This is a genomic window from Haemophilus sp. THUN1692, assembly GCF_059704395.1.
Genome location: NZ_AP046579.1, coordinates 1,723,597 through 1,749,073, shown reverse-complemented (window position 1 = coordinate 1,749,073; position 25,477 = coordinate 1,723,597). Strand labels below are relative to the sequence as shown.

Sequence of the window (25,477 nt, the reverse complement as noted above, 5' to 3'; positions counted from 1 at the left end):
TACGGCCAATTAATTTCTAGAATTAAAGATCACACAAGCAATACATACCTTAATAAATTCAAAACATGAAAAAACCGCACTATAAAAGTGCGGTAATTTTTTAATTATCCTTAATCAAGGATTAATGTATTTTTTCTACTTGAGCAAATTCTAGTTCAACTGGTGTTGCACGACCAAAGATTGATACAGAAACTTTTAAGCGACCTTTTTCATAATCCACTTCTTCTACTGTACCATTAAAGTCTGCAAATGGACCTTCAGCTACACGAACTTCTTCACCAGGATGATACTCATTGCGGTGACGTGGTTTATCTGTAGTCTGTTCTAATCGATTTAAAATAGTATCAGCTTCTCGTTTAGAAATTGGCGCAGGTTTATCAGGTGTACCACCAATGAATCCCATAACACGCGGAACACTTTTCACCAAGTGCCATGTTTCATCATTCATTTCCATTTCTACAAGCACATAACCAGGGAAAAACTTACGTTCGCTTTTACGACGTTTACCTGCAACATTCTCAACGACTTCTTCAGTTGGAACTAACACTTCACCAAATTGGTCTTCCATTTGTTGCTGTTTAATATATTCACGCAAAGTTAAAGCCACTCGGCTTTCAAAACCAGAAAACGCCTGTAGTACATACCAACGTTTTTTTGATACAGTTGTTTCTTCAGTCATTTTAGAATCTCAAATCAGTTAAGAAATTAATTACTGTGACAATAATCGAATCTGTCGCCCAGAAAAATAAGGATGCAATGATTGTTACCCCAATTACGATTAATGTAGTTTGACGCGCTTCTTGGCGAGTTGGCCATACCACTTTTTGCACTTCTATTTTTGAATCTTTAAAGAATGTACGAGCTTTTGTACCTTGATTAGTAATTGCTGCAAATGCAAAAGCAATCACTAACGCAATGACGACACCTACTACACGAATAGGTAATGAATATACTTTTTGGAAATAAACATTACCAATTGCAGCCGCCGCAAAAAAGACTGCGACTAAAATCCAAAGAAGGGTATTTAACCCTTTAGATTTACCTTCTACCACCGTCTCTGGTACATTTTTCTTTTTATCAACAATTTCAGTTGCCATAAATTGAATCCGTTATTTACTTAGGAAAATAAGAATAAAGTTATAAGAATGTGCGATTGTAGCATTTTCTTTTCGCCTTGCCTATTGAAAATCATCAAGCAAGATAGAAAACATAAGGAAAAACAACCGCACTTTTCTATTAAGAATGATATTCTAATTTTGGAGCGGTATTATCTACAATGGTACTTTCATCCACGACTACTTTACGTAAATTTTCGATAGATGGTAAATCATACATCGTATCAAGCAATACAGCCTCGACAATAGAACGTAACCCACGCGCGCCTGTTTTTCTTTCAAGCGCTTTCTTCGCCATTGCTTTTAAAGCTTCAGGGGTGAATTCTAACTCCACATTTTCAAGTCCAAATAAAGCTTGATATTGTTTAGTCAAGGCATTTTTAGGCTGTGTAAGAATTTGCACAAGGGCTTCTTCATCTAATTCACTTAGTGGAGAAATCATAGGTAAACGCCCAATAAATTCCGGAATCAAACCAAACTTCATTAAATCATCTGGTTCTACTTGACGGAATAATTCAGAAAGAGACTTTTCTTCTTTATCCTTTTCTACTTTCGCACTAAAACCGATACTCGTACTTGTTTGTGTACGTTTACTGATAATTTTATCCAATCCCGCAAATGCACCACCACAGATAAAGAGAATTTTTGACGTATCTAATTTCACCATTTCTTGCTGCGGATGTTTACGCCCGCCTTGAGGTGGAATAGACGCTACAGTACCTTCAATGAGTTTTAACAACGCTTGTTGTACACCTTCGCCAGATACATCTCGAGTAATTGATGCACCTTCCGATTTACGGCTAATTTTATCAATTTCATCAATATAGATAATGCCTTGCTCCGCTTTTTCAGTATTATACCCACAGTTTTGTAAAAGCTTTTGTAGGACATTTTCTACATCTTCACCCACGTAGCCAGCTTCAGTCAATGTTGTCGCGTCAGCCATCGCAAACGGCACATTTAAGCGACGAGCTAATGTTTGAGCAAGCAATGTTTTACCACTACCCGTTGGTCCAATAAGCAAGATATTACTTTTACCGAGCTCAACATCGTTATTTTCATGATTAGTTCGTAAGCGTTTATAATGATTGTAAACTGCGACAGAAAGCACTTTTTTCGCATAATCTTGGCCAATAACATAATCATCTAGATGAGCACGAATTTCGTGAGGAGTTGGTAATTTCTCCTCATTTTCTGCCGCACTTTCGTCTACACTCTCATCATTACTTTCTTCAAGCATTGAATGACAAAGTTCAATACACTCATTACAAATATAGCCGTCTGTACCAGCAATTAATTTATCTACTTCGCCTTTTTCTTTTCCGCAAAAAGAGCAATGTAAATCTTTATCTTTGTCTGACATGTGTTTCCTTAACGTTTAATTAAAACTTCATCAACTAAACCATATGCTTTTGCTTCGTCAGCTGACATAAAGTTATCGCGATCTGTATCTTTCTCAATTCGTTCGATACTTTGCCCAGTATGGAATGCTAGACGATCGTTTAAGGTGTGTTTAATTTTCAAAATCTCTTGTGCATGAATTTGAATATCCGATGCTTGACCACGGAAACCGCCCAACGGTTGGTGAATCATCACACGCGCATTTGGTAACGCAGTTCGTTTGCCAGCTGTTCCGCCAGCAAGCAAGAATGCGCCCATTGAGCATGCCTGACCGATACAAAGTGTACGAATATCTGGCTTAATAAATTGCATTGTATCGTAAATAGCCATACCCGCGGTCACAGAACCACCGGGAGAGTTGATATAGATATTTATATCTTTAGTTGGATCTTCAGACTCTAAAAAAAGCAGCTGAGCCACAATAAGATTTGCCATACGATCTTCCACTTCACCACTTAGGAAGATCACACGCTCTTTTAATAAACGGGAATAAATGTCGTATGAACGCTCGCCACGCGAAGTTTGTTCAACAACCATAGGAATTACACTCATTTTCTTACCTTTTTCTCTAAAATTACTAATTATTTTACTCTAAATAACCTACAAATAAAAATGCGGTCGCTTTTGTTAAAAAGAGCGACCGCACTTTTATTCAATCATAACGATATTAATTAATCATTATGCCTGTGGATTCATAATTTCATCAAATGAAGAAACTTTTTCAGTCACTTGTGCTTTAGCAAGTACTGCATCCACTGCTTGTTCTTCTAATACTACGTTACGAATATTGTTCATTAACTCTTCGTTTTTGCTATAGTATTCAACAACCTCTGCTGGTTGCTCGTAAGCTGATGCAATATCTGCAATCATTGCTTTAGCGCGTTCTTCATCAGCTTTTAATTCATTAGATTTAATCACTTCAGAGAATAATAAACCTACTTGAACACGACGAGTTGCTTCCGCTTCAAATAATTCACGTGGTAACTGTGCAGCTTGTTGTGCATTGCCACCAAAACGTTGAGCCGCTTGATTGCGTAATACATTAATTTCTTCTTCTACAGCAGAAGCTGGAACTTCAATTAGATTTTGTTCAATTAACCCATTGATTACTTGTTGTTTAACACGTGAAACTAATGCATTTTTCAATTCACGTTCCATATTCTTACGAATTTCTACACGTAAATCTGCAACAGATTTAGTATTCGGACCGAACTTAGCAACAAACTCATCTGTTAACTCAGGTAACACCATGTTTTCCACTTTTTTCAAGGTGATTGCAAATTTTGCCGCTTTACCTTTTAAGTTTTCAGCATGGTATTCAGTTGGAAAAGTTACATTAATATCAAATTGCTCACCTGCTTTATGGCCTACGATACCATCTTCAAAACCAGGAATCATACGACCTTGTCCCATAAATAATACGAAGTCAGATGCTTTACCGCCTTCAAACTCTTCGCCATCTACAGAGCCAACAAAATCAATAGTTACGCGATCATCTGCTTTTGCAGCAGAGTCGGTTTCTGCCCAAGTTGCTTGTTGTTTACGTAACACATCAACCATTTTATCAATATCAGCTTCTGTGATTTCAACAGTTGGTTTTTCAACTTTAATATTCTCTAAACCTTGTAATTTAACTTCTGGATAAACTTCAAAAGTTGCGATAAAAACTAGATCTTTACCTTCTTCAAAAGTTTCAATACCAAAAGTTGGACGACCAGCAATATTAATCTTTTCTGCAATCACGGCATCAAAAAAATGACGTGGTAATAAATCGTTTAATACATCTTGACGGATTGATGCACCGAAGCGTTGCTCGATGATGTGTGCAGGAACATGACCTTTACGGAAACCATCTACACGCACATTTTTTGATGCACGTTTAAATTCTTCACGAACTGCTTTAGATACAGTTTCAGCTGGAACGGTGATCGCTACACGGCGTTCTAAACCTTGAGTTGTTTCAATATTTAATGACATTTGTTACCTCAATTAATTTGCACTCGGTAAAAATCCACACCGAACACGTTTGTTAAATAAAATAAGACGTTCAATTATAACGAAAGAAATGTAACCAGTCGATAAAATACTGATTAAAAAATCACATTTTGATAACTTTCAAATATCACCTATAAACAAAAAGTGCGAAGAACTTTCCCCGCACTTTCTTTTGTCTTCTCTATGTCCTTAAGACATTCAAGAATACATCAATTATTTGATGATTTTCGCAACAACGCCAGCACCTACTGTACGGCCACCTTCACGGATTGCGAAACGTAAACCTTGGTCCATCGCGATTGGGTGGATTAAGCTTACTGTCATTTTGATGTTATCACCAGGCATTACCATTTCCACGCCTTCTGGTAATTCGATTGTACCAGTTACGTCAGTTGTACGGAAATAGAATTGTGGACGGTAACCTTTGAAGAATGGAGTGTGACGACCACCTTCATCTTTTGATAATACGTAAACTTCTGATTCGAAATCAGTGTGTGGAGTGATTGAACCTGGTTTCGCTAATACTTGACCACGTTCGATTTCTTCACGTTTTGTACCACGTAATAATGCACCGATGTTCTCACCTGCACGACCTTCGTCAAGTAATTTACGGAACATTTCAACACCAGTTACAGTTGTTTTCGCTGTTGGTTTGATACCTACGATTTCAACTTCATCACCAGTACGGATGATACCACGCTCAACACGACCAGTTACTACGGTACCACGACCTGAGATTGAGAACACATCTTCGATTGGAAGAAGGAACGGTTGGTCAATCGCACGCTCTGGCTCTGGGATGTAAGTATCTAAGTGGTTTGCTAACTCAAGAATTTTTTCTTCCCATTCTGCTACGCCGTTTAATGCTTGTAATGCAGAACCACGTACGATTGGAGTATCGTCACCTGGGAAGTCATATTGAGAAAGAAGTTCACGAACTTCCATTTCTACTAATTCTAATAACTCTTCGTCATCTACCATGTCGCATTTGTTTAAGAATACGATGATGTATGGAACACCTACTTGGCGACCTAATAAGATGTGCTCACGAGTTTGTGGCATAGGACCATCAGTTGCTGCTACTACTAAGATAGCACCATCCATTTGTGCCGCACCAGTAATCATGTTTTTAACATAGTCCGCGTGTCCTGGGCAGTCAACGTGTGCGTAGTGGCGAGTTGGAGTATCGTATTCAACGTGTGAGGTGTTGATGGTGATACCACGCGCTTTTTCTTCTGGTGCGTTATCAATTTGGTCGAATGCACGAGCTGCACCACCGTAGTGTTTTGCTAATACGGTTGTGATTGCTGCTGTTAAAGTTGTTTTACCGTGGTCAACGTGGCCGATTGTACCCACGTTTACGTGCGGTTTTGTACGTTCAAATTTTTCTTTAGACATTTAAAGAGTCCCTCTAAATAGACACGGTTATCGATGGGTAAATAAAACCACATTAACCAATAAAATTGTTTATTCTAAATGAAGGAAAGAGAATTGAAGGATGGTGCTGATAGGCGGATTTGAACCGCCGACCTCACCCTTACCAAGGGTGCGCTCTACCAACTGAGCTATATCAGCGTTTGGAGCGGGCAGCGGGAATCGAACCCGCATCATTAGCTTGGAAGGCTAAGGTAATAGCCATTATACGATGCCCGCAAGTCCTAAATTCGTCTGTCCCATCAGGATTCATCTAAAAGATGGTGGAGGGAGAAGGATTCGAACCTTCGAAGGCTGAGCCAACAGATTTACAGTCTGCCCCCTTTGGCCGCTCGGGAACCCCTCCACGCTAAATGAATACTTGTGTACGAAAGAATGGTGCCGACTATCGGAATCGAACTGATGACCTACTGATTACAAGTCAGTTGCTCTACCTACTGAGCTAAGTCGGCGTGTCGTAAGCAAGTGAGGCGTATTATATGGAAAAAACTTTTCGTGACAAGTTTTTTTTCTAAAAAAATTATTTTTTTTGCGTGTTCGTTTAAATCACAAGCAAAAATGTGAATTTTTAACCAAATTTTATTAAATTTACTGAAAAATAAATGCGAACATGGCGGTTATAGAGTATATTTTTCTTCGTTTATTTAGCTATCAAATAAAATTATTGTGGAATTTTCAACTCAGCAAACACCTTTTTTAAGCTTTAATCGTGAACAATGGGCGGAATTACGTAAATCCGTTCCATTAAAATTGACAGAACAGGATCTCAAACCACTTTTGGGTTTTAATGAAGACCTTTCATTAGATGAAGTAAGTACGATTTACCTACCGTTAACTCGTCTTATTAACTATTACATTGATGAAAATTTACATCGCCAAACGGTACTACATCGTTTTTTAGGCAGAAATAATGCCAAAACACCTTACATAATTAGTATTGCTGGCAGTGTTGCCGTGGGGAAAAGCACTTCTGCACGTATTCTACAATCTCTACTTTCTCATTGGCCAACTGAAAGAAAGGTTGATCTCATCACAACAGATGGGTTTCTTTATCCATTAGACAAGCTTAAACAAGATAATCTTTTACAAAAGAAAGGTTTTCCCGTTTCTTATGACACACCTAAACTCATTCGCTTTTTAGCAGATGTAAAATCAGGTAAAAGCAATGTTACAGCACCAATCTACTCTCATTTAACATACGATATTATTCCCGATGAATTTGATGTGGTAGATAAACCCGATATTCTCATTTTAGAAGGATTAAATGTTCTTCAAACAGGCAATAACAAAACCAATCAAACCTTTGTATCGGATTTTGTTGATTTCTCTATTTATGTCGATGCAGAAGAAAAATTATTGAAAGAATGGTACATCAAACGCTTTTTAAAATTCCGAGAAAGTGCATTTAATGATCCTAATTCTTACTTTAAACATTACGCAAGTTTATCAAAAGAAGAGGCAATTGCGACGGCAAGTAAAATTTGGGATGAAATTAACGGGTTAAATCTCAATCAAAACATTCTTCCAACCCGTGAGCGAGCAAATTTAATTCTAACAAAAGGTGAAAACCATCAGGTAGAGTTAGTTAAGTTGAGAAAATAGATTAAAAGTGCGGTAAAAATAAAAAGTCTACACTATTTACTAAAGGACGGATGACAATATTGTTTTGAAGACAGTCCTTTTAATATTAGTTAAATTCCAGCCTATATTTTTATTGTCCAAGGAAACGTACCATTGCTGCATTATCCAAACAGTTTCCTTCTTAGACATACTTTGATTCAGCAAGGATTCGACGATAAGCTAGCTATCTTAGACTAAATGTAAAATGTTCCCACGGGATTTATGTTTTGTTCTTTTTTGTTACCTAACAATAGTTCAAACATAATTCCCCAAAAAGTTAATATCAATAGCAATATTCAGCTATTTAAAATATCAGCCTCTTCTAACAAAAAATCGCACCTGTAACAGTGCGATTTTTTGTTGTCTTAGTTTAGGACATTCTACCATTCTCAATGCCAATCACCTGATCACAAATAGCCATAGTGGATTGGCGATGACTCACGAGAATAATCAATTTTTCTGCTTTCACGTTCAACAATGATTTCAAAATCATCGCTTCGTTTAAGCTATCCAAATTACTGGTCGGTTCATCAAGTAAAATAATCGGTGCATTGTGCAAGAATGCACGAGCAATTCCAATACGTTGTTTTTCACCATCAGAGAGATTACCACCCAATTCCGTCATTTTTGTTTGATAACCTTGTGGCAAGCTTAAAATGAAATCATGAATTGACGCTTTCTTCGCGGCTTCCATAATTTCTTCTAATGTTGCATCACGGCGTGCAAGGCGAATATTTTCCTCTATAGTTTCGTTGAAAATGTAGGTTTGCTGGGTAATGTACGCCATATTGTCACGCAAACTACGGGTGTTGATGTTCGGTAAGGTTTCACCGTTAATTTTAATGCTACCTAATTTAGGATCGTAAAAACGCATTAGTAGTTTTAACAGTGTACTTTTACCACTGCCACTTCTGCCGTGAATACCTAAGATTTCACCTTTTTTTACTGACAAGCTGACATCCGATAAAATTTGTTCTTCACCATAGGCAAAACTTACATTCTCAACATCAATACGAGAAACCTCTTTCAAATCGACCGCACTTTCTACATCTTTTAATTCGGGCTCTTCTGCTAGCAAGCTCAATACACGCTCACCAGAAGCCAAGGTTTGTAACAAGTTGCTTGAAAGGTTACTTAACGCAATAACTGGACCGTAGCTCGACATTAATAAAATCACGCCAATTAAAAAGGCAGAGAAATTAATTTTATCTAAGCTAAATAAAATTAAGCCAATAAATAGCATAATAATGTTGAAAACAGATACTGCCACTTCAGTGTAAACGCGTACTTTCGCTTCTTGATCTTTGATGCGCTCAAAAGCCGTATCGATTTTTTGGCTGCGTTGTTGGATTTCTGCTAAGCGTTGTTTTGCATAACCAAAAAGCTGAATTTCTTTCATACCACGCACGCTATCGAGGAAGAAGTCATTCATTTCGCCTACTAATTCACGATAGCGTCTGCCATCTTCACGCGCCAATTTGGTGGTAATAATCGGTAGAATCACTCCCACCGTTAAATAAGCGGCTAACGCGACAACTACAAACCAACCAGAAAGATGCGCAAAGACCAACAATAAAATCGCAGAGGTAAAGAATGCAATCATAATTGGTGCAATGGTGTGTGCATAGAATACTTCAAGTAATTCGATATCGTTGGTGACTAATGACACTAATTGCCCTGCTTGTTTATCTTGCAACTTCACAAAAGCTAGGCGACGCAAAGAAGAAAACACTTTGTCGCGCAATAATGCCAATAATTTAAAAGCAATATAATGCCCTGACATTTGCTCTAAATAACGCAATGCGCCACGAGCCACCGCCAATACGATAAGTGCGGTCAAAATTCCAGAGAAACTTAAATGAGTGTCAAAGTTAAGAAGATTTACTAACCCCATCGCACCCAGCACCATAATAAAGATGGCAGCCAGAAAACCGAGCGTTCCCATCGTGATGGTAAACGCCATAATGTGCGCCAGAGGAGTCACTAATTTCAACAAATGCCCCATTACAACAAAACCATTTTTACGCATTTGCCACCTCTCTAATTTGTTCTAAATCTTTTTGTTGTTGGAACATTTCAGCATACGCACCTTGTTTTGCCATTAAGGTTTCGTGTGTGCCTTGCTCAATCAATTTGCCTTGGTCAAGTACGTTAATACAGTCCGCATTTACCGCATTTGCCAAGCGGTGAGAAATCATCACAATGGTTTTTTGTTGTTTAAATTGTTGAATGAACTGCAAAATAATCTCTTCGCTTTCCACATCAATGTTACTGGTCGCTTCATCAAAAATATAAAGTTCGGCATTGTGTAATAAAGCACGCGCTAAGGCTAAACGTTGAATCTGACCACCCGATAAATTTGCGCCACGGCTTAATAATTGCATATCTAAGCCGCCATTTTCGCGTACAAATTGGGCAAGATTCACTTGTTCTAAACACGCATAAATTTGTTCATCTGTGGCATCAATTTTCGCCATCGTCATATTTTCACGCAGCGAGCCTTTAAACACGTAGCTGCTATGGCTCACCAACGATACTTTTTGATAGAAAGAAGTGCGGTCTATTTCAGAGGCATTTTGTCCATTAAACAAAATCTCACCTTGTTGCACTTGATTAAAGCCCATCAACAACGAAACTAAGGTTGATTTACCGCAACCACTTTTACCCACAAACACAGAAAGTTGGTTTGGTTGAATAGTTAAAGTTAAACCTTGAATTGCCAGTTTTTCTGCAGAATACGCAAAATGTAGATCTTTAATTTCCACTTGAACGTTATTTTTGGCTTCAAAATTTACCGCACTTTGTTGTGTTTCCACTGGTGTATCAAGCAATGTGAAGATCTTATCTGAAGCCGCTTTACCATTCATCGCAACATGGAAGAATGAACCAAGCAAACGAAGCGGAATAAAGAACTCGGAGGAAAGTAGAATAAATAAAATCACGCCTAACACGCTGAGTTGTGCATCTTGGAATTGCAATAATGCAGTTAAAATCCCGATTGTCGCGCCGCCATAAGCGAGTAAATCCATCAGTGAAACCGAGTTAAGCTGCATAGTAAGCACTTTCATGGTAATTTTGCGGAAATGCTCAGCCTCTTTATCCATCGCTTTCGCTTTATAAGCATCATCTTGATAGATTTTTAGCGTAATTAAACCCTGTAAGTTATCTAAAAAGCTGCTGCCTAATCCCACATAAATCGACCAATATTTTGCCAAGAGTTTTTTCGCAATTTTATTCACCGCAATAATCGACATAGGGATAAGCGGCACGCAAATTAATAAAATAATAGCTGTTTTAAAACTGAAAAAGATCAGGAAAGCAAAGAGTGTAAGCGGTGCAAGCAAGCTATAAAAAAGCTGTGGCAAATAACGCCCAAAGTAGATTTCAAGCTGTTCTACACCTTCTGATGCCACTTGGATAATGCTTGAAGTAGATTGTTGATTCACTTGATTAAGCGGCATAGAAGCCAATTTACGATAAATAAGGCTACGCAATTCATGCTTCACTTTTGTGCTGGCAAAATAAGACGCCTGCACTGATTTTTTACCCGCAAAAGCACGTAGTGCCAATGCCACAATTAAAATCACACCTAAACCCACCGCACTTGACATCGTCAACTCTTTAAAATAAGCGGCCTGTAAAATATAAGAAAACACGACGGCACTAATAATCCCGCCAACTAACGCCACCCAATTCCACAACACCGTGACACCAATCCATTTTTTACTATCGACCACCGTGTTAATTAGGCGTTTATCTATCATCATAATGATTGCTCCTAAAAAAGAAGTACGCAATCAATGCGCACTTTTCATTTAATAGTGAAATTTAAAACGATTGCACATGCTTTCTAACATGAACAATCGATGGCTTGCATTATAGAGAACAAGTGGACTTAAATATAGAGCATAATGAGAATAATTTTTATTGTTTGATTTTAATCAAAAACAAGATTTTCTGATTGTGAGAAAATGTTTTCCCCTGTACTATATTTAATAATTATTATCATTTTCTTTATCATGGACTTAAACATGCCCAACTTTAGATTAAATCTGCTTGCATGTTCCGTTATGCTTGGACTGACAGCAGAAGCTGTTTACGCCAACGAACTTGAACAACTGCAGGAAATTAATGTTTCAGGGAATACAGAAACAATAAATGTGAAAAAAAAAAAAGTTGGTGAAACCCAAATCACGGCTAAAAAACTATCTAAACAACAGGCTTCCGATTCTCGAGATTTAGTACGTTATGAAACGGGTATTAGTGTTGTTGAAACAGGAAGAACAGGAGCAAGTGGTTATGCTGTTCGAGGAGTTGATGAAAACCGTGTAGGTATTATGGTTGATGGACTTCGTCAATCTGAAACTTTAAGTTCACAAGCATTTAAAGAGCTATTTGAAGGCTATGGAAATTTTAATAATAATCGTAATGATGTAGAAATAGAGAATGTTAAAACAGCGACCCTTACCAAAGGTGCTGACTCTTTAAAATCAGGTAGTGGGGCATTGGGTGGTTCGGTTATCTTTGATACAAAAGATGCTAGAGATTATCTAATAGGAAAAGATCATTACTTCAGTATTAAACGTGCTACTCAAAGTATGAATAGTCAAGATTCGGTATCTCTTACTGCAGCTGGCCGATATAAAGGGTTTGATGCATTAATTGTTCATACTGAACGTAATAGCAATGAAATGAAGAATTATGGTTATGAAAGTTATGATGATAAGGTTGTCGGAATTAAAAGAGAAAAAACAGATCCTTATTCCATTTCCCGTAATAGTACTTTAGTGAAATTAGGGTTTGAACCAACAGAAAATCATCGATTTAGTGTAGCTGTTGATAAATCAACATTAAAAACTGATGGACAAGATTTATCTTATTCATTACGCCCTAGTTCTTATGTTAATACTGAAATCCGTCAAGGAGAACGATTTATTCACGATAAATCTAAACGAGAAAATATCCAATTTTCTTATGAAAACTTTACACAAACTCCATTTTGGGATCACTTTAAACTAACTTATTCATCTCAAAAAATTAAAAATAAAGCTCGTAGTGATGAATATTGTGCCTCAGCTAATTGTGCTGGCGTTATTAATCCACAAGGATTACATCTAGATGATTCAAATGGTGTATATAAAATTTTAGATAAAGATAACAAAGAACTCACAGGGAAATATGATTGGGGCACAATCTATAAAAATTCTAGAAATGAAGATGTTACTAATAATATTTTTGAGCGCTCTGTAGAGTCTTTATCAATAGATTGTGATAAGTTAGATTGCAATAAGAAATTTAGAGTTTTCTCTGCAAATAAATTAGATGGAGAGTATGATTATACCAAAAATTATAAATTTGAAGATAGAAAAATTAATATTAAAACTCTACCTAATGGTAAAAAATATGGTCAACTTGAATTAGCTGAAAGACCTAACCCTTTTGATTCAACCCTAAAACAATATGAAGAAGCCTTTTATTTACTTCCTAAATCTAGTGGATATAGTAGAAATGAATACAATGATCGTGATTTAAACACAAATACAAAACAATTTAACTTTGACTTTGATAAATCTTTTTCTGTAATAAAAACAGATCATGCTTTACGATATGGTGGGTTATACTCCGAAACAGAAAAAAGCATGGTTAATCTTCAGGGTTACAAAGGTGGGAATGTTCAATGGTGGGCTGATGACTTTATTTGTAATAAATTAGAGAATGGAATGAGAATACCCTCTCCTCAATATTATCCTACCAGTGACTGTACGGGAGCTTTAAAGGAAAGTAATTTAGGTAAAACGAGTTACTTAGTCCCAGTTAAAACTAAAAACCATGCATTTTATTTAGGTGATAATTTTACAGTAACGAATTGGCTTGGTTTTGATTTAAATTATAGATATGACAATGTTAGACATTTGCCACATTATCGCTTAGGGCAAGATCCTGAAATTCCACGTGGATTATTAGCTGGTACAATGATCCCTATTCCAGATAGTGCATTAACTGGAGGCAGTGGCTGGTATAATTATAATCATCCCGATTATATAAAAAATGTACAAGACAATTTAAATGCAATTCAAAAATCAACAGCATTTAAGCACCATTCCTATAATTTAGGATTAAACTTGGATCCAACAGATTGGTTAAGAATACAGTTTAAATATTCTAATGGTTTTAGAGCGCCAACGCCTGATGAAATGTATATGACATTTAAACATCCTCAATTTTCAATTTTGCCAAATACTAATTTAAAAGAAGAAAAAGCTAAAACAAAAGAAATCGCCTTTACTTTTTATAGAGAGCGTAGCTATTTCACTACTAATTTATTCCAAACCAATTATAAGAATTTTATTGATTTGGCATATTTAGGTGAACGTCCAATTGATCAAAGTAAATCGTCTTATTATCCATTCTATCAGAGTTTGAATCGTGATAAGGCAAAAGTAAACGGAATTGAAATTTCTACTCACCTAGAAATAGGAGACCTTACTGAAAAATTAGAAGGATTCCATTTGGGTTATAAGTTGACTTATCAAAAAGGTCGAATAAAAGATAGTAAGCCATTAGAGGGATATAAAAAATTATTAGAACATAACCCTAAATATATGAATATGGTCTTGCAAGACCAGCCAATGAATGCTTTGCAACCGACCACATCCGTATACAATTTAGGTTATGATTCACCTAATAAAATATGGGGATTAGATTTTTATATTACCGACGTCTCAGCCAAAAAGGCAAAAGACAGCTTTAACCCTCAATGGCATAGCATGATTGAACGTCAAGCAGAAAATATTAATACTGGTGCAATTGAAACAGTGCCAGCAAAAACAGTAAATGGTAACGAAAAAGTTATTGATAGAAGAGCATTATGGCGCAATAAGCATTACACTGTGATAGACGCCATTGCTTACTGGAAACCAATTAAAAACCTTACATTTACAGCTGGTGTTTATAATTTAACAAATCGAAAATATCTTACTTGGGAATCAGCCCGATCTATTCGAACTATCGGTACAATCAACCGAATAGATACTGAAACAGGTATAGGCTTAAATCGTTTTTACGCACCAGGTAGAAATTATAGGGCATCTATTCAATTAGAATTTTAGGTGTACTCTTATCTAACCGCACATAATAATAGTAGTGATAGTAAATGTGCGGTTAATTTAAATTCATAATTTAATTTACATATTATCTTTAACGAGAGAGAAAAATGACCAATTTTAAATTAAACCTGCTGACATATTCCGTTATGCTTGGGCTGACGACAAGTGTTGCTTATGCTGACAAACCAACTCAACCGCAGCTTGAGGAAATTAATGTATCTGGTTCTACCGAACATAGTGATCTGAAAACACCTCCAAAAATTGCCGAAACTGTAAAAACAGCGAAAAAATTAGAAAAAGAACAAGCGCAAGATGTTAAAGATCTTGTACGTTACGAAACAGGGATTACTGTCGTAGAAGCAGGACGTTTTGGAAATAATGGCTTTGCAGTTCGAGGAGTGGAAGAAAACCGTGTAGCCGTTCAAATTGATGGACTGCATCAAGCTGAAACTATCTCTTCACAAGGGTTTAAAGAATTATTTGAAGGATATGGAAATTTTAATAATACGCGTAATAGCGCAGAAATAGAAACGCTAAAACAAGTTACGATTCGAAAAGGAGCTGATTCTTTAAAATCAGGTAGTGGCGCATTAGGTGGTTCTGTTAGTTTTGATACAAAAGATGCAAGAGATTATTTACTTAACAAAAATTACTACGCTTCCTATAAAAGAGGCTATAACACAGCAGATAACCAAAATCTTCAAACGCTCACTCTTGCTGGGCGTTATAAGTACTTTGATACAATTGCTGTAATTACATCACGTAAAGGCCATGAATTAGAAAACTATGGTTATAAAAATTATAACGATAAAATTCAAGGAAAAACTAGAGAAAAAGCAGACCCTTATAGAAGAACCCAAGATAGTGCGCTTTTAAAAGTTGGTTTCCAACCAACAGAAAATCACCGTTTCTCAATTATTGCAGATTTATATAAACAAACTTCTAAAGGTCATGACTTTTCTTATACTCTAAAACCAAATACACAGTACATGACATATGATGAAAAAGAATTACGTCATACTAACGATAAAGTAGAGCGTAAAAATATCGCTTTTGTTTATGAGAATTTTACTGAAACACCATTTTGGGATACGTTAAAAATCACCTATTCCCACCAAAAAATTACTACAACAGCAAGAACGGACGATTATTGCGATGGAAATGAAAAATGCGATTTGGTCAATAATAAACTTGGGTTACATTACAATAATGAGAATAAACTGGTAGATAAAAATAATAATCCTGTTGTATATAATAAAAAAGATATTCCAAAGAGAAATTATTACTATGTTACTGAAGAAAAATATCGTCAGTATTATGATTTTGGCGTACCTAAAGAAGATGCGGATTCAATGGGAATTAAACCTATGTGGGGCGACTATGTGCTAGATCCTTCGTTAAATGGTTATGCTTGTAATAAGAAATTCCAGAAAGGAGATGGTAACCCTGATAAATGTGAAATTGCCGTAAACTCATCATTAAATGTTGAAACACTAAAAGCTAATGGAATAACTTATGATCTAACGGATCCTAAAAATAGTAAACTTATTAATAAATGGCGTGATCATGAACGACATATTATTTCTTGTGATGGAATCAATTGTAATAAAGAAATGATTTCTGGATATAAAATTAATGGTGAACCAATTGATATTCCATTCACAATTAAGAAATTTAAAGGAAAAAATGTTGCTTATATAGATAAGCAGTTGAATAAACAATTTGAAAATGATTGCTGGCTGAAAAATGGATGTCAAAAAACTCCAGAAAAAGCAAACTATCTTATTATGCCAGGATCTATAGGTTACCGACCTAACTTATGGTCACAACGTGATCTTATAAGTCAAACTAAACAACTCAATATAGACTTAACTAAACATAAAGTCTTATTTAATACAGAGCATGATTTTTCTTATGGTGGATTATGGTCACAAATGAAAAAATCAATGGTAAATATTTCCGGAGATCAACCTCTTGATCAAACATGGTTTGTTGATCTACCTGAAACTTGCGATACTTATGTCAATGGCAAACTTAATTTAGATCGTACACATACATTATGTGATAATAAAAATACTTTCTCATTTTTAATACCTGTAAAAACTAAAACAGGTGCTTTATATTTTATTGACGATTTTAGAATTAATGACTATCTTGCCTTTAATCTAGGTTACCGATATGACAGAGTCAAATATAAACCAGAATATACCCCAGGTAAAACACCAAAAATTCCTGATGATATGGTGACAAATCTTTATATCACCACACCAGAATTTAATGCAAGTCAAGCTGATTCAGATCCTAATGAATCATTGAAAAAAGAAGCCAATGCTGCAGCAAATATTAAAGAAATTGCACAACCGAAAAAATTTTCTGCAAGTTCCTACTCTTTTGGTACAACACTTGATCCGTTAAATTGGTTACGTTTACAAGCAAAATATAGTAAGGGATTCCGAGCACCAACAAGTGATGAAATCTACTTTACATTCAAACACCCAGATTTTTCTATTCGACCAAATAGAGATCTTCAACCAGAAACAGCAAAAACCAAAGAGTTATCTTTAACTGTGCATAATGATATGGGATATATTACAACTTCTGTTTTTGATACCCGATATCAAAACTTTATTGATTTATCCTATCAAGGGCGTCATGATGTTCATGGACACTCAAAACTAATACCATTTCATTTTTATCAAAATGTAAATAGACCAAATGCTAAAGTAACTGGTTTTGAAATTGCTTCACAAATATCCTTAGGAAATATTACTAAATTATTCAATGGTTTCAGTTTAAGCTATAAATACACCTATCAAAAAGGCAGAATAAATGGCAATATACCAATGAATGCAATTCAGCCTAGAACAGCTGTTTATGGAGTAAGTTATATTCACCCTGATGATAAATATGGTGTGGATCTTTATGTTTCTCATGCATCAGCTAAAAATGCAGAAGATACTTATAATATGTTCTATAAAGAAGAAGGTAAAATAGACCGCACAATTAAATGGAGAAGTGAATCTTATACAACCATTGATTTGTTAGGATATATCAAACCAATTAAAAATCTTACTTTAAGAGCTGGTGTGTATAACTTAACTAATAGAAAATACATTACTTGGGATTCAGCTAGATCAATTAGACCATTTGGTACAAGTAATATGATTAATCAAGATACGGGATTAGGTATCAACCGTTTCTATGCTCCAGGCAGAAACTATAGAATGTCAGTTCAGTTTGAATTCTAATTGTATCTAAAAGCATAAAAGTGCGGAGAAAATAATCTGCACCTCAAAAGTTGGACTAAATTACCAATAATTGAGGTGCAGATTTTATTATAGTCAGATAGTGTAGCTATAAAAATATTCGCTAATGAAGCAATGGAAAGTTTCTTTGAACGATTAAAACGGGATGTTTTATGGCTGGCTATTTAACCGTAGAGAGAAGATAGTTGATATAGTAAGGGATTATTTGGTGGGGGAATTGTCGATGAATTCAACTGAAATTAAAAGGACTGAGTCTAATACAATATGCTCGTCAGTCCTTAAGTAAATAATCTAGGTTTTTAGGCGCGGCTGATTTTTACCGCACTTTTAATTAACTGAAAATTAATTTTTTGCTGCTGCCGCTGCTTTTACAATTACTGCAAATGCTGGGGCTTTTAATGATGCGCCACCCACTAATGCGCCGTCGATGTCTGGCTGAGTAAATAATTCAGCTGCATTTGCATCATTTACAGAACCGCCGTATTGAATAATCACTTGGTCTGCCACAGCTTGTGATTTCGCAGCGATGTGACCGCGGATAAATGCGTGAACAGCTTGCGCTTGTGCTGGAGTCGCAGATTTACCAGTACCGATCGCCCAGATTGGTTCGTATGCGATCACTGCACCGTTGAATGCTTCAACACCTAATGCATTGATTACCGCATCAATTTGACGCGCACACACTTCTTCTGTTTTGCCTGCTTCGTTTTCTGCTTCAGATTCACCGATACATAATACTGGCACTAAGCCTGCTTCTTTAAGTGCGGCGAATTTTTTCGCTACGAATTCGTCGCTTTCTTTATGATAAGTGCGGCGTTCAGAGTGACCAATAATGATATATTTTGCGCCGAAATCTTTTAACATTTCGCTAGAAATATCACCAGTAAATGCGCCTTTTACGTTCACATCTACGTTTTGTGCACCTAATTGAACCACACTTTTACCGCCACAGCTGCAACCACAACCAGAAAGTGCTTCTTCAGCCGTACCTAAATACATAACGGGGGGGGCAATTGCTACATCACAACCTGTTACATCATGTAATTCTGCTTTTAATCCTTCGATTAATTCTTTGGTGAACGCTTTGGAACCGTTTAATTTCCAGTTACCCATAACTAAAGGACGACGTGCCATTTTTGTTTCTCCATAGTTGATAAAATTAACTCGCCTACTATACCAAAATTTCGCCACGATTCTTTGCAGAAGATCATAAAATTAAAAAAATTCTCATAGAAAGATGATTATCTTGTGCTAAAAAGCTACAATTACCTGTATGGAACCAATAAAAAATAACCAATTATGAAACTTTTCAAAGCTGAACAATGGAATATTGACGTGCTTCTTCCTCTTTTTGAAGCCTATCGCCAAGCCTATGGACAAGCAGAGAATCCAGAACGCACCTTGGCTTTTTTAACTAATCGCATGCGTTTTAATGAAAGCCTGTTTTTTATTGCGGTGGACGAAAATGAAAAGGCTATCGGCTTTGTGCAGCTTTTCCCTCGCCTTTCTTCTTTACAATTACAACGCTATTGGCAAATCACCGATATTTTTGTGTTGGAACATGCTCAACAAACAGAAATTTATGAGGCGTTGATTTCTAAAGCAAAAGACTTTGTGCATTTCACGCAATCAAATCGTTTAGTTGCAGAATTAGCGCAAAATCAATATTCAATGTTGGAATCGGAAGGGTTTAAATTGAACCCGAAAGAACGTTTATTTGAATTGAGTCTGTAATGCTAACAGCGTTAAATCGTTATTGGGATTATTTGCGGATTGAACGCCAAATGAGCCCTCACACGCTTACCAATTATCAACATCAACTTGATGCCATCATCAAAATCTTAGCACAACAAGATATTCATGCTTGGGCACAAGTAACACCCAGCGTGGTGCGGTTTATTTTGGCGGAAAGCAAAAAACAAGGCTTAAAAGAAAAAAGCTTGGCTTTGCGTTTATCGGCATTGCGTCGATTTCTCAGTTTTTTGGTGCAACAAGGCGAATTGAAAGTGAATCCCGCCACCGGCATTTCTGCACCGAAACAAGGCAAGCATTTACCGAAAAATATGGATGGCGAGCAAGTTCAACAGTTGCTTGCCAACGATAGCAAGGAGCCAATTGATATTCGTGATCGTGCTATTTTGGAATTAATGTATAGTTCAGGTTTACGTTTATCTGAATTACAAGGCTTAGATTTAAACAGCATTAATACCCGAGTGCGGGAAGTGCGTGTTATTGGGAAAGGCAACAAAGAGCGTGTGGTGCCGTTTGGGCGTTACGCTTCGCATGCCATTCAAGAATGGTTAAAAGTGCGGACATTATTTAACCCAAAAGATGAGGCATTATTTGTTAGCCAGCTTGGAAATCGTATTTCTCATCGAGCGATTCAAAAACGTTTGGAAACTTGGGGCATTCGTCAAGGCTTAAATAGCCATCTTAATCCGCACAAATTACGTCATTCTTTTGCGACGCATATGTTGGAAGCCAGTTCAGATTTACGCGCCGTGCAAGAATTGCTTGGGCATAGCAACCTGTCCACCACTCAAATTTATACTCACTTAAATTTTCAACATCTGGCGGAAGTGTACGATCAAGCTCATCCAAGAGCGAAACGTAAGAAATAACAATCCACAGGTAAAACCTGCGGATTGTTATTATTCAGTAATCGAATAAGGTAACTGCACTCGCTCTAACAATATTTCACTATTCAGCAATCTAAATTGTTGTTCTGAATCAATGTCATTATTCATCACAACTTGCAACCATAAAACACCGTCTAAATTGACCGCACTTGTAATCGTGCCTGTTTTTCGCCAATTGGATTCAATCTGCATTTCGATTTCACTGCCAATTTCCGCTTCCTGCTGGGTTTGCGTTTTAAAGATAAACATTGCGCGTTTATTCGCACCACGATATTTCGCACGAGCTACCGTTTCTTGTCCAATATAGCAACCTTTGGTAAAAGAAATGGCTTGCTCAATAACTTGTAAATTTAGAACCTGTGGGATAAATTCATTTTGCGTTTGCGGACTTAAATTTGGCAATCCCGCTTGAATATCGGCTATATCCCAAATTTTTTCATCGCCATTAAAATTCACAGGTAATTCAGTTTCATTCAATAAAATTGAACGTATCCCATCAATTTCCAATGAAAAATGCGGTGTGATTTTTCCACATTTTTCACCTATTAAGCCGATGATTTGCCAATCACGTAAATCAAAACTCACTTTGGAAAATACCGCATATTTTTTCAAGGCATCTAGCCCACTTGGCAATAGATCTTTCTTAATCAGCAAAAAGAATTGTTCACTACTTACTTTAAACAAACGGTAAATTGCATTCATTTTACCTTTTGGATCGCAGTGAGCCGTAAGTGTTGTTGCTCCACTTGCTAATCGCACAACATCCGTCGTTAACTGCCCTTGCAAATATTTTTCTGCATCCGCACCATGCGCCTCAATCAGTTGATATTGAGTAAGAGAAATAAATTGAGACATTCTACTTTCCTATTCTAAATTCTGGATTTGCTCACGCATTTGTTCTATAAGCACTTTTAGCTCAACCGCAGAAGCCGTGATATCTGCATTAATGGATTTGGACGCAAGGGTATTCGATTCACGATTCAATTCTTGCATCATAAAATCTAATTTACGACCAACTGCGCCGCCTTTTTTCAAAATATTCGTGGTTTCTTTCACGTGCATTTGTAAACGATCGAGCTCTTCCGCCACATCAACGCGTTGAGCGAGTAAAATCATTTCTTGTTCCACACGTTGCGGATCAAGATTGATTTGAGCATCTTCAAAACGTTGCAATAAACGTTCACGTTGCCATTGCAAAACTGTCGGCATTTGTGACCGCACTTTATCCGCTTCCACGGCAATAGCATCTAAGCGTTGTTGAATAATATCGTTCAGTTTTTCGCCTTCACGACCACGCATTGCAATAAAATCTGTCAGTAAATCATCAAAGGCTGTCAACAAATCTTGACTAATCGCATCTAAGTCTTGCTCTTGCGCTTCCACCACACCAGGGTAACGCAACACGTCTGTCAAATTAATTTCACCTTCTCCAGCTTGAGTTTTAATCCATTGCAAAGACTGAATCACTTGATTCGCAAGCTCTTTATTTAAATTCAATTCGGCATTTGTTTGTTTTTTAGTTTCAATGCGCAAAGAACATTCAATTTTACCGCGAGTAAGACTTTGACGAAGTTTCTCACGCAACGTGTTTTCTAATCCGCGAAATTGCTCGGGCAAACGGAAAAAGTTTTCTAAATAACGTTGATTAACGGAACGAATTTCCCATACTGCATTGCCCCAATCTTTTTTCACTTCAAGGCGTGCAAAGGCGGTCATACTGTAAATCATAAGCTCTCCTATTTTTAGTTTTATCTTAGTTGATTCGCCAAGTATTGTAACGAGATGAACACAGAAAGGGAAAAGAAAAGTGCGGTAAATAATAAAGATATTTTGTATTCTGTTGTTTACACGGTGTAAATTTTAAAATACAATCGCCGTAAATTTATTATTACACAATAAGGAAGCAAACATGAACAAAACTGTAGGCAGCACACTTCTTGTTGCTGGTACGATGATTGGAGCGGGAATGTTGGCTATGCCACTCACTTCCGCCGGCATCGGATTCGGCTTTACTTTAGTCTTATTATTAGGGCTTTGGGCATTATTAACTTTTAGCGCACTTTTATTCGTTGAACTCTATCAAACTGCGGAAAGTGATGCGGGTATCGGTACACTCGCTGAACAATATTTTGGTAAAACAGGACGCATTATTGCCACGGCAGTGCTAATTATTTTCTTATACGCATTAATTGCCGCCTATGTCAGCGGTGGCGGTTCACTACTAAAAGATTTATTACCAGAAAGTTTTGGCGATAAAGTTAGCATCTTATTATTTACCGTAATTTTCGGTTCATTTATCGTCATCGGTACACATAGCGTAGATAAAATTAATCGCGTGTTATTTTTTGTAATGCTTGCGGCCTTTGCCGTGGTGTTAAGCTTAATGTTGCCAGAAATCAAATTTGATAACTTAATGGCGACACCAATTGATAACGCTTTAATTATCTCTGCAAGCCCTGTATTTTTCACAGCATTTGGTTTCCACGGCTCGATTCCAAGTTTAAATAAATACTTAGACGGCAACGTAAAAGCATTACGCATTTCTATTTTGGCAGGTTCAGCAATTACCCTTTGCGCTTATATTTTGTGGCAAATGTCGACGCACGGCTTACTCACACAAAATGAGTTTTTACAAATCTTAAAAGAAGATGCGACCTTAAATGGCTTAGTAAAAGCAACACTAGCTATCACTGGTAGTAATGTCATTGCTGGGGCAGTAAAATTATTCTCAACTTTGGCGCTGGTTACTTCTTTCTTAGGCGTAGGGCTTGGCTTGTTGGAATGTATCGAAGATTTATTAAAACGATCTTTTAATATTTCTGCAGGGCGTATCTCACTTGGCTTAATGACGTTCATTCCACCACTCGTCTTTGCGCTTTTCTATCCTGAAGGTTTTATTTTAGCACTAGGCTACGCAGGCCAAATGTTTGCATTCTATGCCGTAGTATTGCCAGTTAGCCTCGTTTGGAAAGCTCGTCGAGCTTACACCAATTTGCCATACAAAGTATGGGGAGGAAATCTGACTTTAATTATCGTATTGGTATTAGGCGTAATCATTACATCTATTCCATTTGCGATTCGTACGGGTTACTTGCCATTTGTTGTGGGTTAAAAAACAAAGTGAAAATCCACCGCACTTCTTGATCTCCATAAAGCAAAACGCCGTTCAATAATGAACGGCGTTTTATATTTAATCATGACGTTAAAGTGCGGTAAATTTTTAATGCGTTTTATGGCTCGTGCTATACAAAATTTTGTCCGTATAAGCTAAAGCAATCGCCGATACTAAAAAGCCCAAGTGCAACAATAACTGCCACATCATCGTTTTTTCTGGCATATTGCTTGCATTCACAAAGGTTTGCAGCATATGGATAGATGAAATGCCGATAATAGACATAGAAAGTTTAACTTTCAACACAGTTGCATTTACATGGCTCATCCATTCAGGTTGATCGGGGTGATTACGCGTACGCAATTTAGAAACGAAAATTTCATAGCCACCGATAGTCACCATCACCAGCAAGTTTGCGATCATCACAACATCAATTAAATTCAACACGCCTAACATAATTGTGTTGGAATCCATATCATTTACATTAATCACTAACTCCCATAAGCCTTTAATAAACTTATAAGAGTAGATTGCAAGGGTTACAATCAAGCCCAAATAAATCGGCACTTGCAACCAGCGACTCGCAAAAATTATTTTCGCGATAATATTCGATTGTTCGTTATATTTCGCATAAGGATCAACAGGTTTGTTTTCTTCCATAAGATTTTATTCCTAAATTAAACAGTGGGTTAAATAAACAAAAAAACCGCAAGAAAATAGCAGTTTTTTTGAAAATAGCAATAAGGAAATTGAGTTATTCTTATTTTATTTATATGTTTGAAGGGGTAGAAATTGATCCTCTCAAAATACAGGTCGGCTCTAACACTAAAGTGCGGTAATTTTCATTAGGATTTTTAATTCGTTGCAATAGTGCTTCTACAGCAAGTTTGCCAAGTTCAGCTTTCGGTTGGCAAATGGTGGAGAGAGGAGGCGAGAGATAACGAGCCAATTCAATGTCATCATAGCCCATAATTGAAAGATCTTGCGGAATACGTAAGCCTTGTTGCTGAATAGCTTGGTATGCACCAACAGCAATAGTATCACTACAACAAAAAACTGCTGTTGGACGTGAGGATTGAGTAAGTAAAGATTGTATGCCAAGTACACCGCCTTCAAAGTCAAAATGACTTTCGACAATCCAATGAGGATTTAACGCAATTTTTGCTTCCGACAGCGCATTTTTATAACCTTGCAAACGATTTTGTGCGACAGATTTTTTGAGATTTCCCGTAATAATGCCAATTTTACGATGTCCTGCATCGATTAATGCTTTTGTCGCCAAATAGCCGCCAAGTGCTGAATTTTCGAGTATTTTATCTGCATTTAACTCAGTAAACCACCAGTCCATCACAACGAGTGGCAGCGAAATGGCTAACTCTATATCAGCCTGAAAACGGCTATCACCACACATCAAAAGCAAACCATCCACTTGTTTGTGCATTAGAGTTTGCAGATTTTGTTGTAGGCGTTTGGCATCGCCACCAGTGGTGGCAATAATAAGATTATATTGATGCTGCTGACAATATTGTTCCACGCCTGCCATCACTTCCGCAAAGAATGGATTATTTGTTGCGGTGACAAGTAGCCCGATAGTTTTGGTTTCGCGCACCTTAAGACTTCGTGCAACAGCTGAGGGGGTGTAATTCAGTTCAGCGACAATACGCATCACTTTCTCATGAATTTCATCGCTAACAAAACGAGATCCATTAATGACGTGAGATACTGTGGAAGTCGAAACTTGCGCCAGTCGTGCAATATCTTTCATTGTCGCCATAAAAACACCCTAAAA

Annotated in this window: 19 protein-coding genes and 4 tRNA genes; 6 read left to right on the top strand and 17 right to left on the bottom strand. The window is 36.9% G+C overall.

Annotated elements, in window-relative coordinates; all coding sequences use genetic code 11:
- Positions 1 to 121: 121 nt before the first annotated feature.
- From nusG to AC6H0A_RS08740, 10 genes are all read right to left on the bottom strand, one after another.
- Positions 122 to 679 carry a transcription termination/antitermination protein NusG gene (gene nusG, locus AC6H0A_RS08785; RefSeq protein ID WP_005643877.1) on the bottom strand — a complete coding sequence of 186 codons (558 nt, stop codon included), beginning with the start codon at positions 677 to 679 and terminating at the stop codon, positions 122 to 124.
- A gap of 1 nt (position 680) precedes the next feature.
- On the bottom strand, positions 681 to 1,097 hold the full coding sequence (secE, locus tag AC6H0A_RS08780) for a preprotein translocase subunit SecE (protein ID WP_005643876.1): 417 nt from the start codon (positions 1,095 to 1,097) through the stop codon (positions 681 to 683).
- A gap of 139 nt (positions 1,098 to 1,236) precedes the next feature.
- Positions 1,237 to 2,478, bottom strand: a complete 1,242-nt coding sequence (clpX, locus tag AC6H0A_RS08775) for an ATP-dependent protease ATP-binding subunit ClpX (protein WP_497512624.1) — start codon at positions 2,476 to 2,478, stop codon at positions 1,237 to 1,239.
- 8 nt (positions 2,479 to 2,486) lie between these two features.
- Positions 2,487 to 3,098 (bottom strand): ATP-dependent Clp endopeptidase proteolytic subunit ClpP, encoded by a 612-nt coding sequence (gene clpP, locus AC6H0A_RS08770; protein WP_256867592.1) that lies wholly within the window; start codon positions 3,096 to 3,098, stop codon positions 2,487 to 2,489.
- 96 nt (positions 3,099 to 3,194) lie between these two features.
- Entirely contained in the window at positions 3,195 to 4,493 is a 1,299-nt protein-coding gene (gene tig, locus AC6H0A_RS08765) for a trigger factor (protein WP_005643870.1), read from the bottom strand.
- 231 nt (positions 4,494 to 4,724) lie between these two features.
- On the bottom strand, positions 4,725 to 5,909 hold the full coding sequence (gene tuf / locus AC6H0A_RS08760) for an elongation factor Tu (protein ID WP_005635637.1): 1,185 nt from the start codon (positions 5,907 to 5,909) through the stop codon (positions 4,725 to 4,727).
- Between the two features lie 101 nt (positions 5,910 to 6,010).
- Positions 6,011 to 6,086: transfer RNA gene (locus AC6H0A_RS08755), tRNA-Thr, on the bottom strand.
- Between the two features lie 3 nt (positions 6,087 to 6,089).
- Positions 6,090 to 6,164 (bottom strand) — tRNA-Gly (locus AC6H0A_RS08750).
- A 42-nt stretch (positions 6,165 to 6,206) separates the two neighbouring features.
- A tRNA-Tyr gene (locus tag AC6H0A_RS08745) sits at positions 6,207 to 6,291 on the bottom strand.
- A gap of 30 nt (positions 6,292 to 6,321) precedes the next feature.
- Positions 6,322 to 6,397 (bottom strand) — tRNA-Thr (locus AC6H0A_RS08740).
- Between the two features lie 214 nt (positions 6,398 to 6,611).
- On the opposite strand from AC6H0A_RS08740, the gene coaA reads away from it, so the two are divergent.
- Complete coding sequence (gene coaA, locus AC6H0A_RS08735) at positions 6,612 to 7,547, top strand: type I pantothenate kinase (protein ID WP_005643885.1); 936 nt, start codon at positions 6,612 to 6,614, stop codon at positions 7,545 to 7,547.
- A 388-nt stretch (positions 7,548 to 7,935) separates the two neighbouring features.
- Here the strand turns inward: coaA and AC6H0A_RS08730 are convergent, their stop codons facing one another.
- On the bottom strand, positions 7,936 to 9,594 hold the full coding sequence (locus AC6H0A_RS08730) for an ABC transporter ATP-binding protein (RefSeq protein ID WP_005639869.1): 1,659 nt from the start codon (positions 9,592 to 9,594) through the stop codon (positions 7,936 to 7,938).
- Positions 9,587 to 11,332, bottom strand: a complete 1,746-nt coding sequence (locus AC6H0A_RS08725) for an ABC transporter ATP-binding protein/permease (protein WP_005639866.1) — start codon at positions 11,330 to 11,332, stop codon at positions 9,587 to 9,589. Before AC6H0A_RS08725 ends, AC6H0A_RS08730 begins: the two co-directional genes overlap by 8 nt.
- Before the next feature lie 264 nt (positions 11,333 to 11,596).
- On the opposite strand from AC6H0A_RS08725, the gene AC6H0A_RS08720 reads away from it, so the two are divergent.
- Together AC6H0A_RS08720 and AC6H0A_RS08715 are read left to right on the top strand one after the other, a co-directional pair.
- On the top strand, positions 11,597 to 14,674 hold the full coding sequence (locus AC6H0A_RS08720; protein ID WP_497512658.1) for a TonB-dependent hemoglobin/transferrin/lactoferrin family receptor: 3,078 nt from the start codon (positions 11,597 to 11,599) through the stop codon (positions 14,672 to 14,674).
- A gap of 104 nt (positions 14,675 to 14,778) precedes the next feature.
- Positions 14,779 to 17,919 (top strand): TonB-dependent hemoglobin/transferrin/lactoferrin family receptor, encoded by a 3,141-nt coding sequence (locus tag AC6H0A_RS08715; RefSeq protein WP_179230872.1) that lies wholly within the window; start codon positions 14,779 to 14,781, stop codon positions 17,917 to 17,919.
- A gap of 360 nt (positions 17,920 to 18,279) precedes the next feature.
- Here the strand turns inward: AC6H0A_RS08715 and tpiA are convergent, their stop codons facing one another.
- Positions 18,280 to 19,071: a triose-phosphate isomerase gene (tpiA, locus tag AC6H0A_RS08710; RefSeq protein WP_044232112.1), complete on the bottom strand. Its 792-nt coding sequence runs from the start codon at positions 19,069 to 19,071 to the stop codon at positions 18,280 to 18,282.
- Positions 19,072 to 19,236: 165 nt separating this feature from the next.
- Between tpiA and AC6H0A_RS08705 the strand changes: the two genes are divergently transcribed.
- Both AC6H0A_RS08705 and xerC read left to right on the top strand, forming a co-directional pair.
- Positions 19,237 to 19,671, top strand: a complete 435-nt coding sequence (locus AC6H0A_RS08705) for a GNAT family N-acetyltransferase (RefSeq protein WP_005639857.1) — start codon at positions 19,237 to 19,239, stop codon at positions 19,669 to 19,671.
- Positions 19,671 to 20,558 (top strand): tyrosine recombinase XerC, encoded by an 888-nt coding sequence (gene xerC / locus AC6H0A_RS08700; protein WP_005639855.1) that lies wholly within the window; start codon positions 19,671 to 19,673, stop codon positions 20,556 to 20,558. Before AC6H0A_RS08705 ends, xerC begins: the two co-directional genes overlap by 1 nt.
- Before the next feature lie 30 nt (positions 20,559 to 20,588).
- Here the strand turns inward: xerC and ygfZ are convergent, their stop codons facing one another.
- Positions 20,589 to 21,431 (bottom strand): CAF17-like 4Fe-4S cluster assembly/insertion protein YgfZ, encoded by an 843-nt coding sequence (gene ygfZ / locus AC6H0A_RS08695; protein WP_005639853.1) that lies wholly within the window; start codon positions 21,429 to 21,431, stop codon positions 20,589 to 20,591.
- A gap of 9 nt (positions 21,432 to 21,440) precedes the next feature.
- Positions 21,441 to 22,304: a YicC/YloC family endoribonuclease gene (locus AC6H0A_RS08690; protein WP_005639851.1), complete on the bottom strand. Its 864-nt coding sequence runs from the start codon at positions 22,302 to 22,304 to the stop codon at positions 21,441 to 21,443.
- Positions 22,305 to 22,485: 181 nt separating this feature from the next.
- Here AC6H0A_RS08690 and AC6H0A_RS08685 point away from each other — a divergent pair, with 181 nt between their 5' ends.
- Complete coding sequence (locus tag AC6H0A_RS08685; protein WP_005639849.1) at positions 22,486 to 23,688, top strand: aromatic amino acid transporter; 1,203 nt, start codon at positions 22,486 to 22,488, stop codon at positions 23,686 to 23,688.
- 108 nt (positions 23,689 to 23,796) lie between these two features.
- Here the strand turns inward: AC6H0A_RS08685 and AC6H0A_RS08680 are convergent, their stop codons facing one another.
- Positions 23,797 to 24,348 carry a TIGR00645 family protein gene (locus AC6H0A_RS08680; RefSeq protein ID WP_005632696.1) on the bottom strand — a complete coding sequence of 184 codons (552 nt, stop codon included), beginning with the start codon at positions 24,346 to 24,348 and terminating at the stop codon, positions 23,797 to 23,799.
- 109 nt (positions 24,349 to 24,457) lie between these two features.
- On the bottom strand, positions 24,458 to 25,462 hold the full coding sequence (locus AC6H0A_RS08675) for a substrate-binding domain-containing protein (RefSeq protein ID WP_005639847.1): 1,005 nt from the start codon (positions 25,460 to 25,462) through the stop codon (positions 24,458 to 24,460).
- Positions 25,463 to 25,477: the final 15 nt, after the last annotated feature.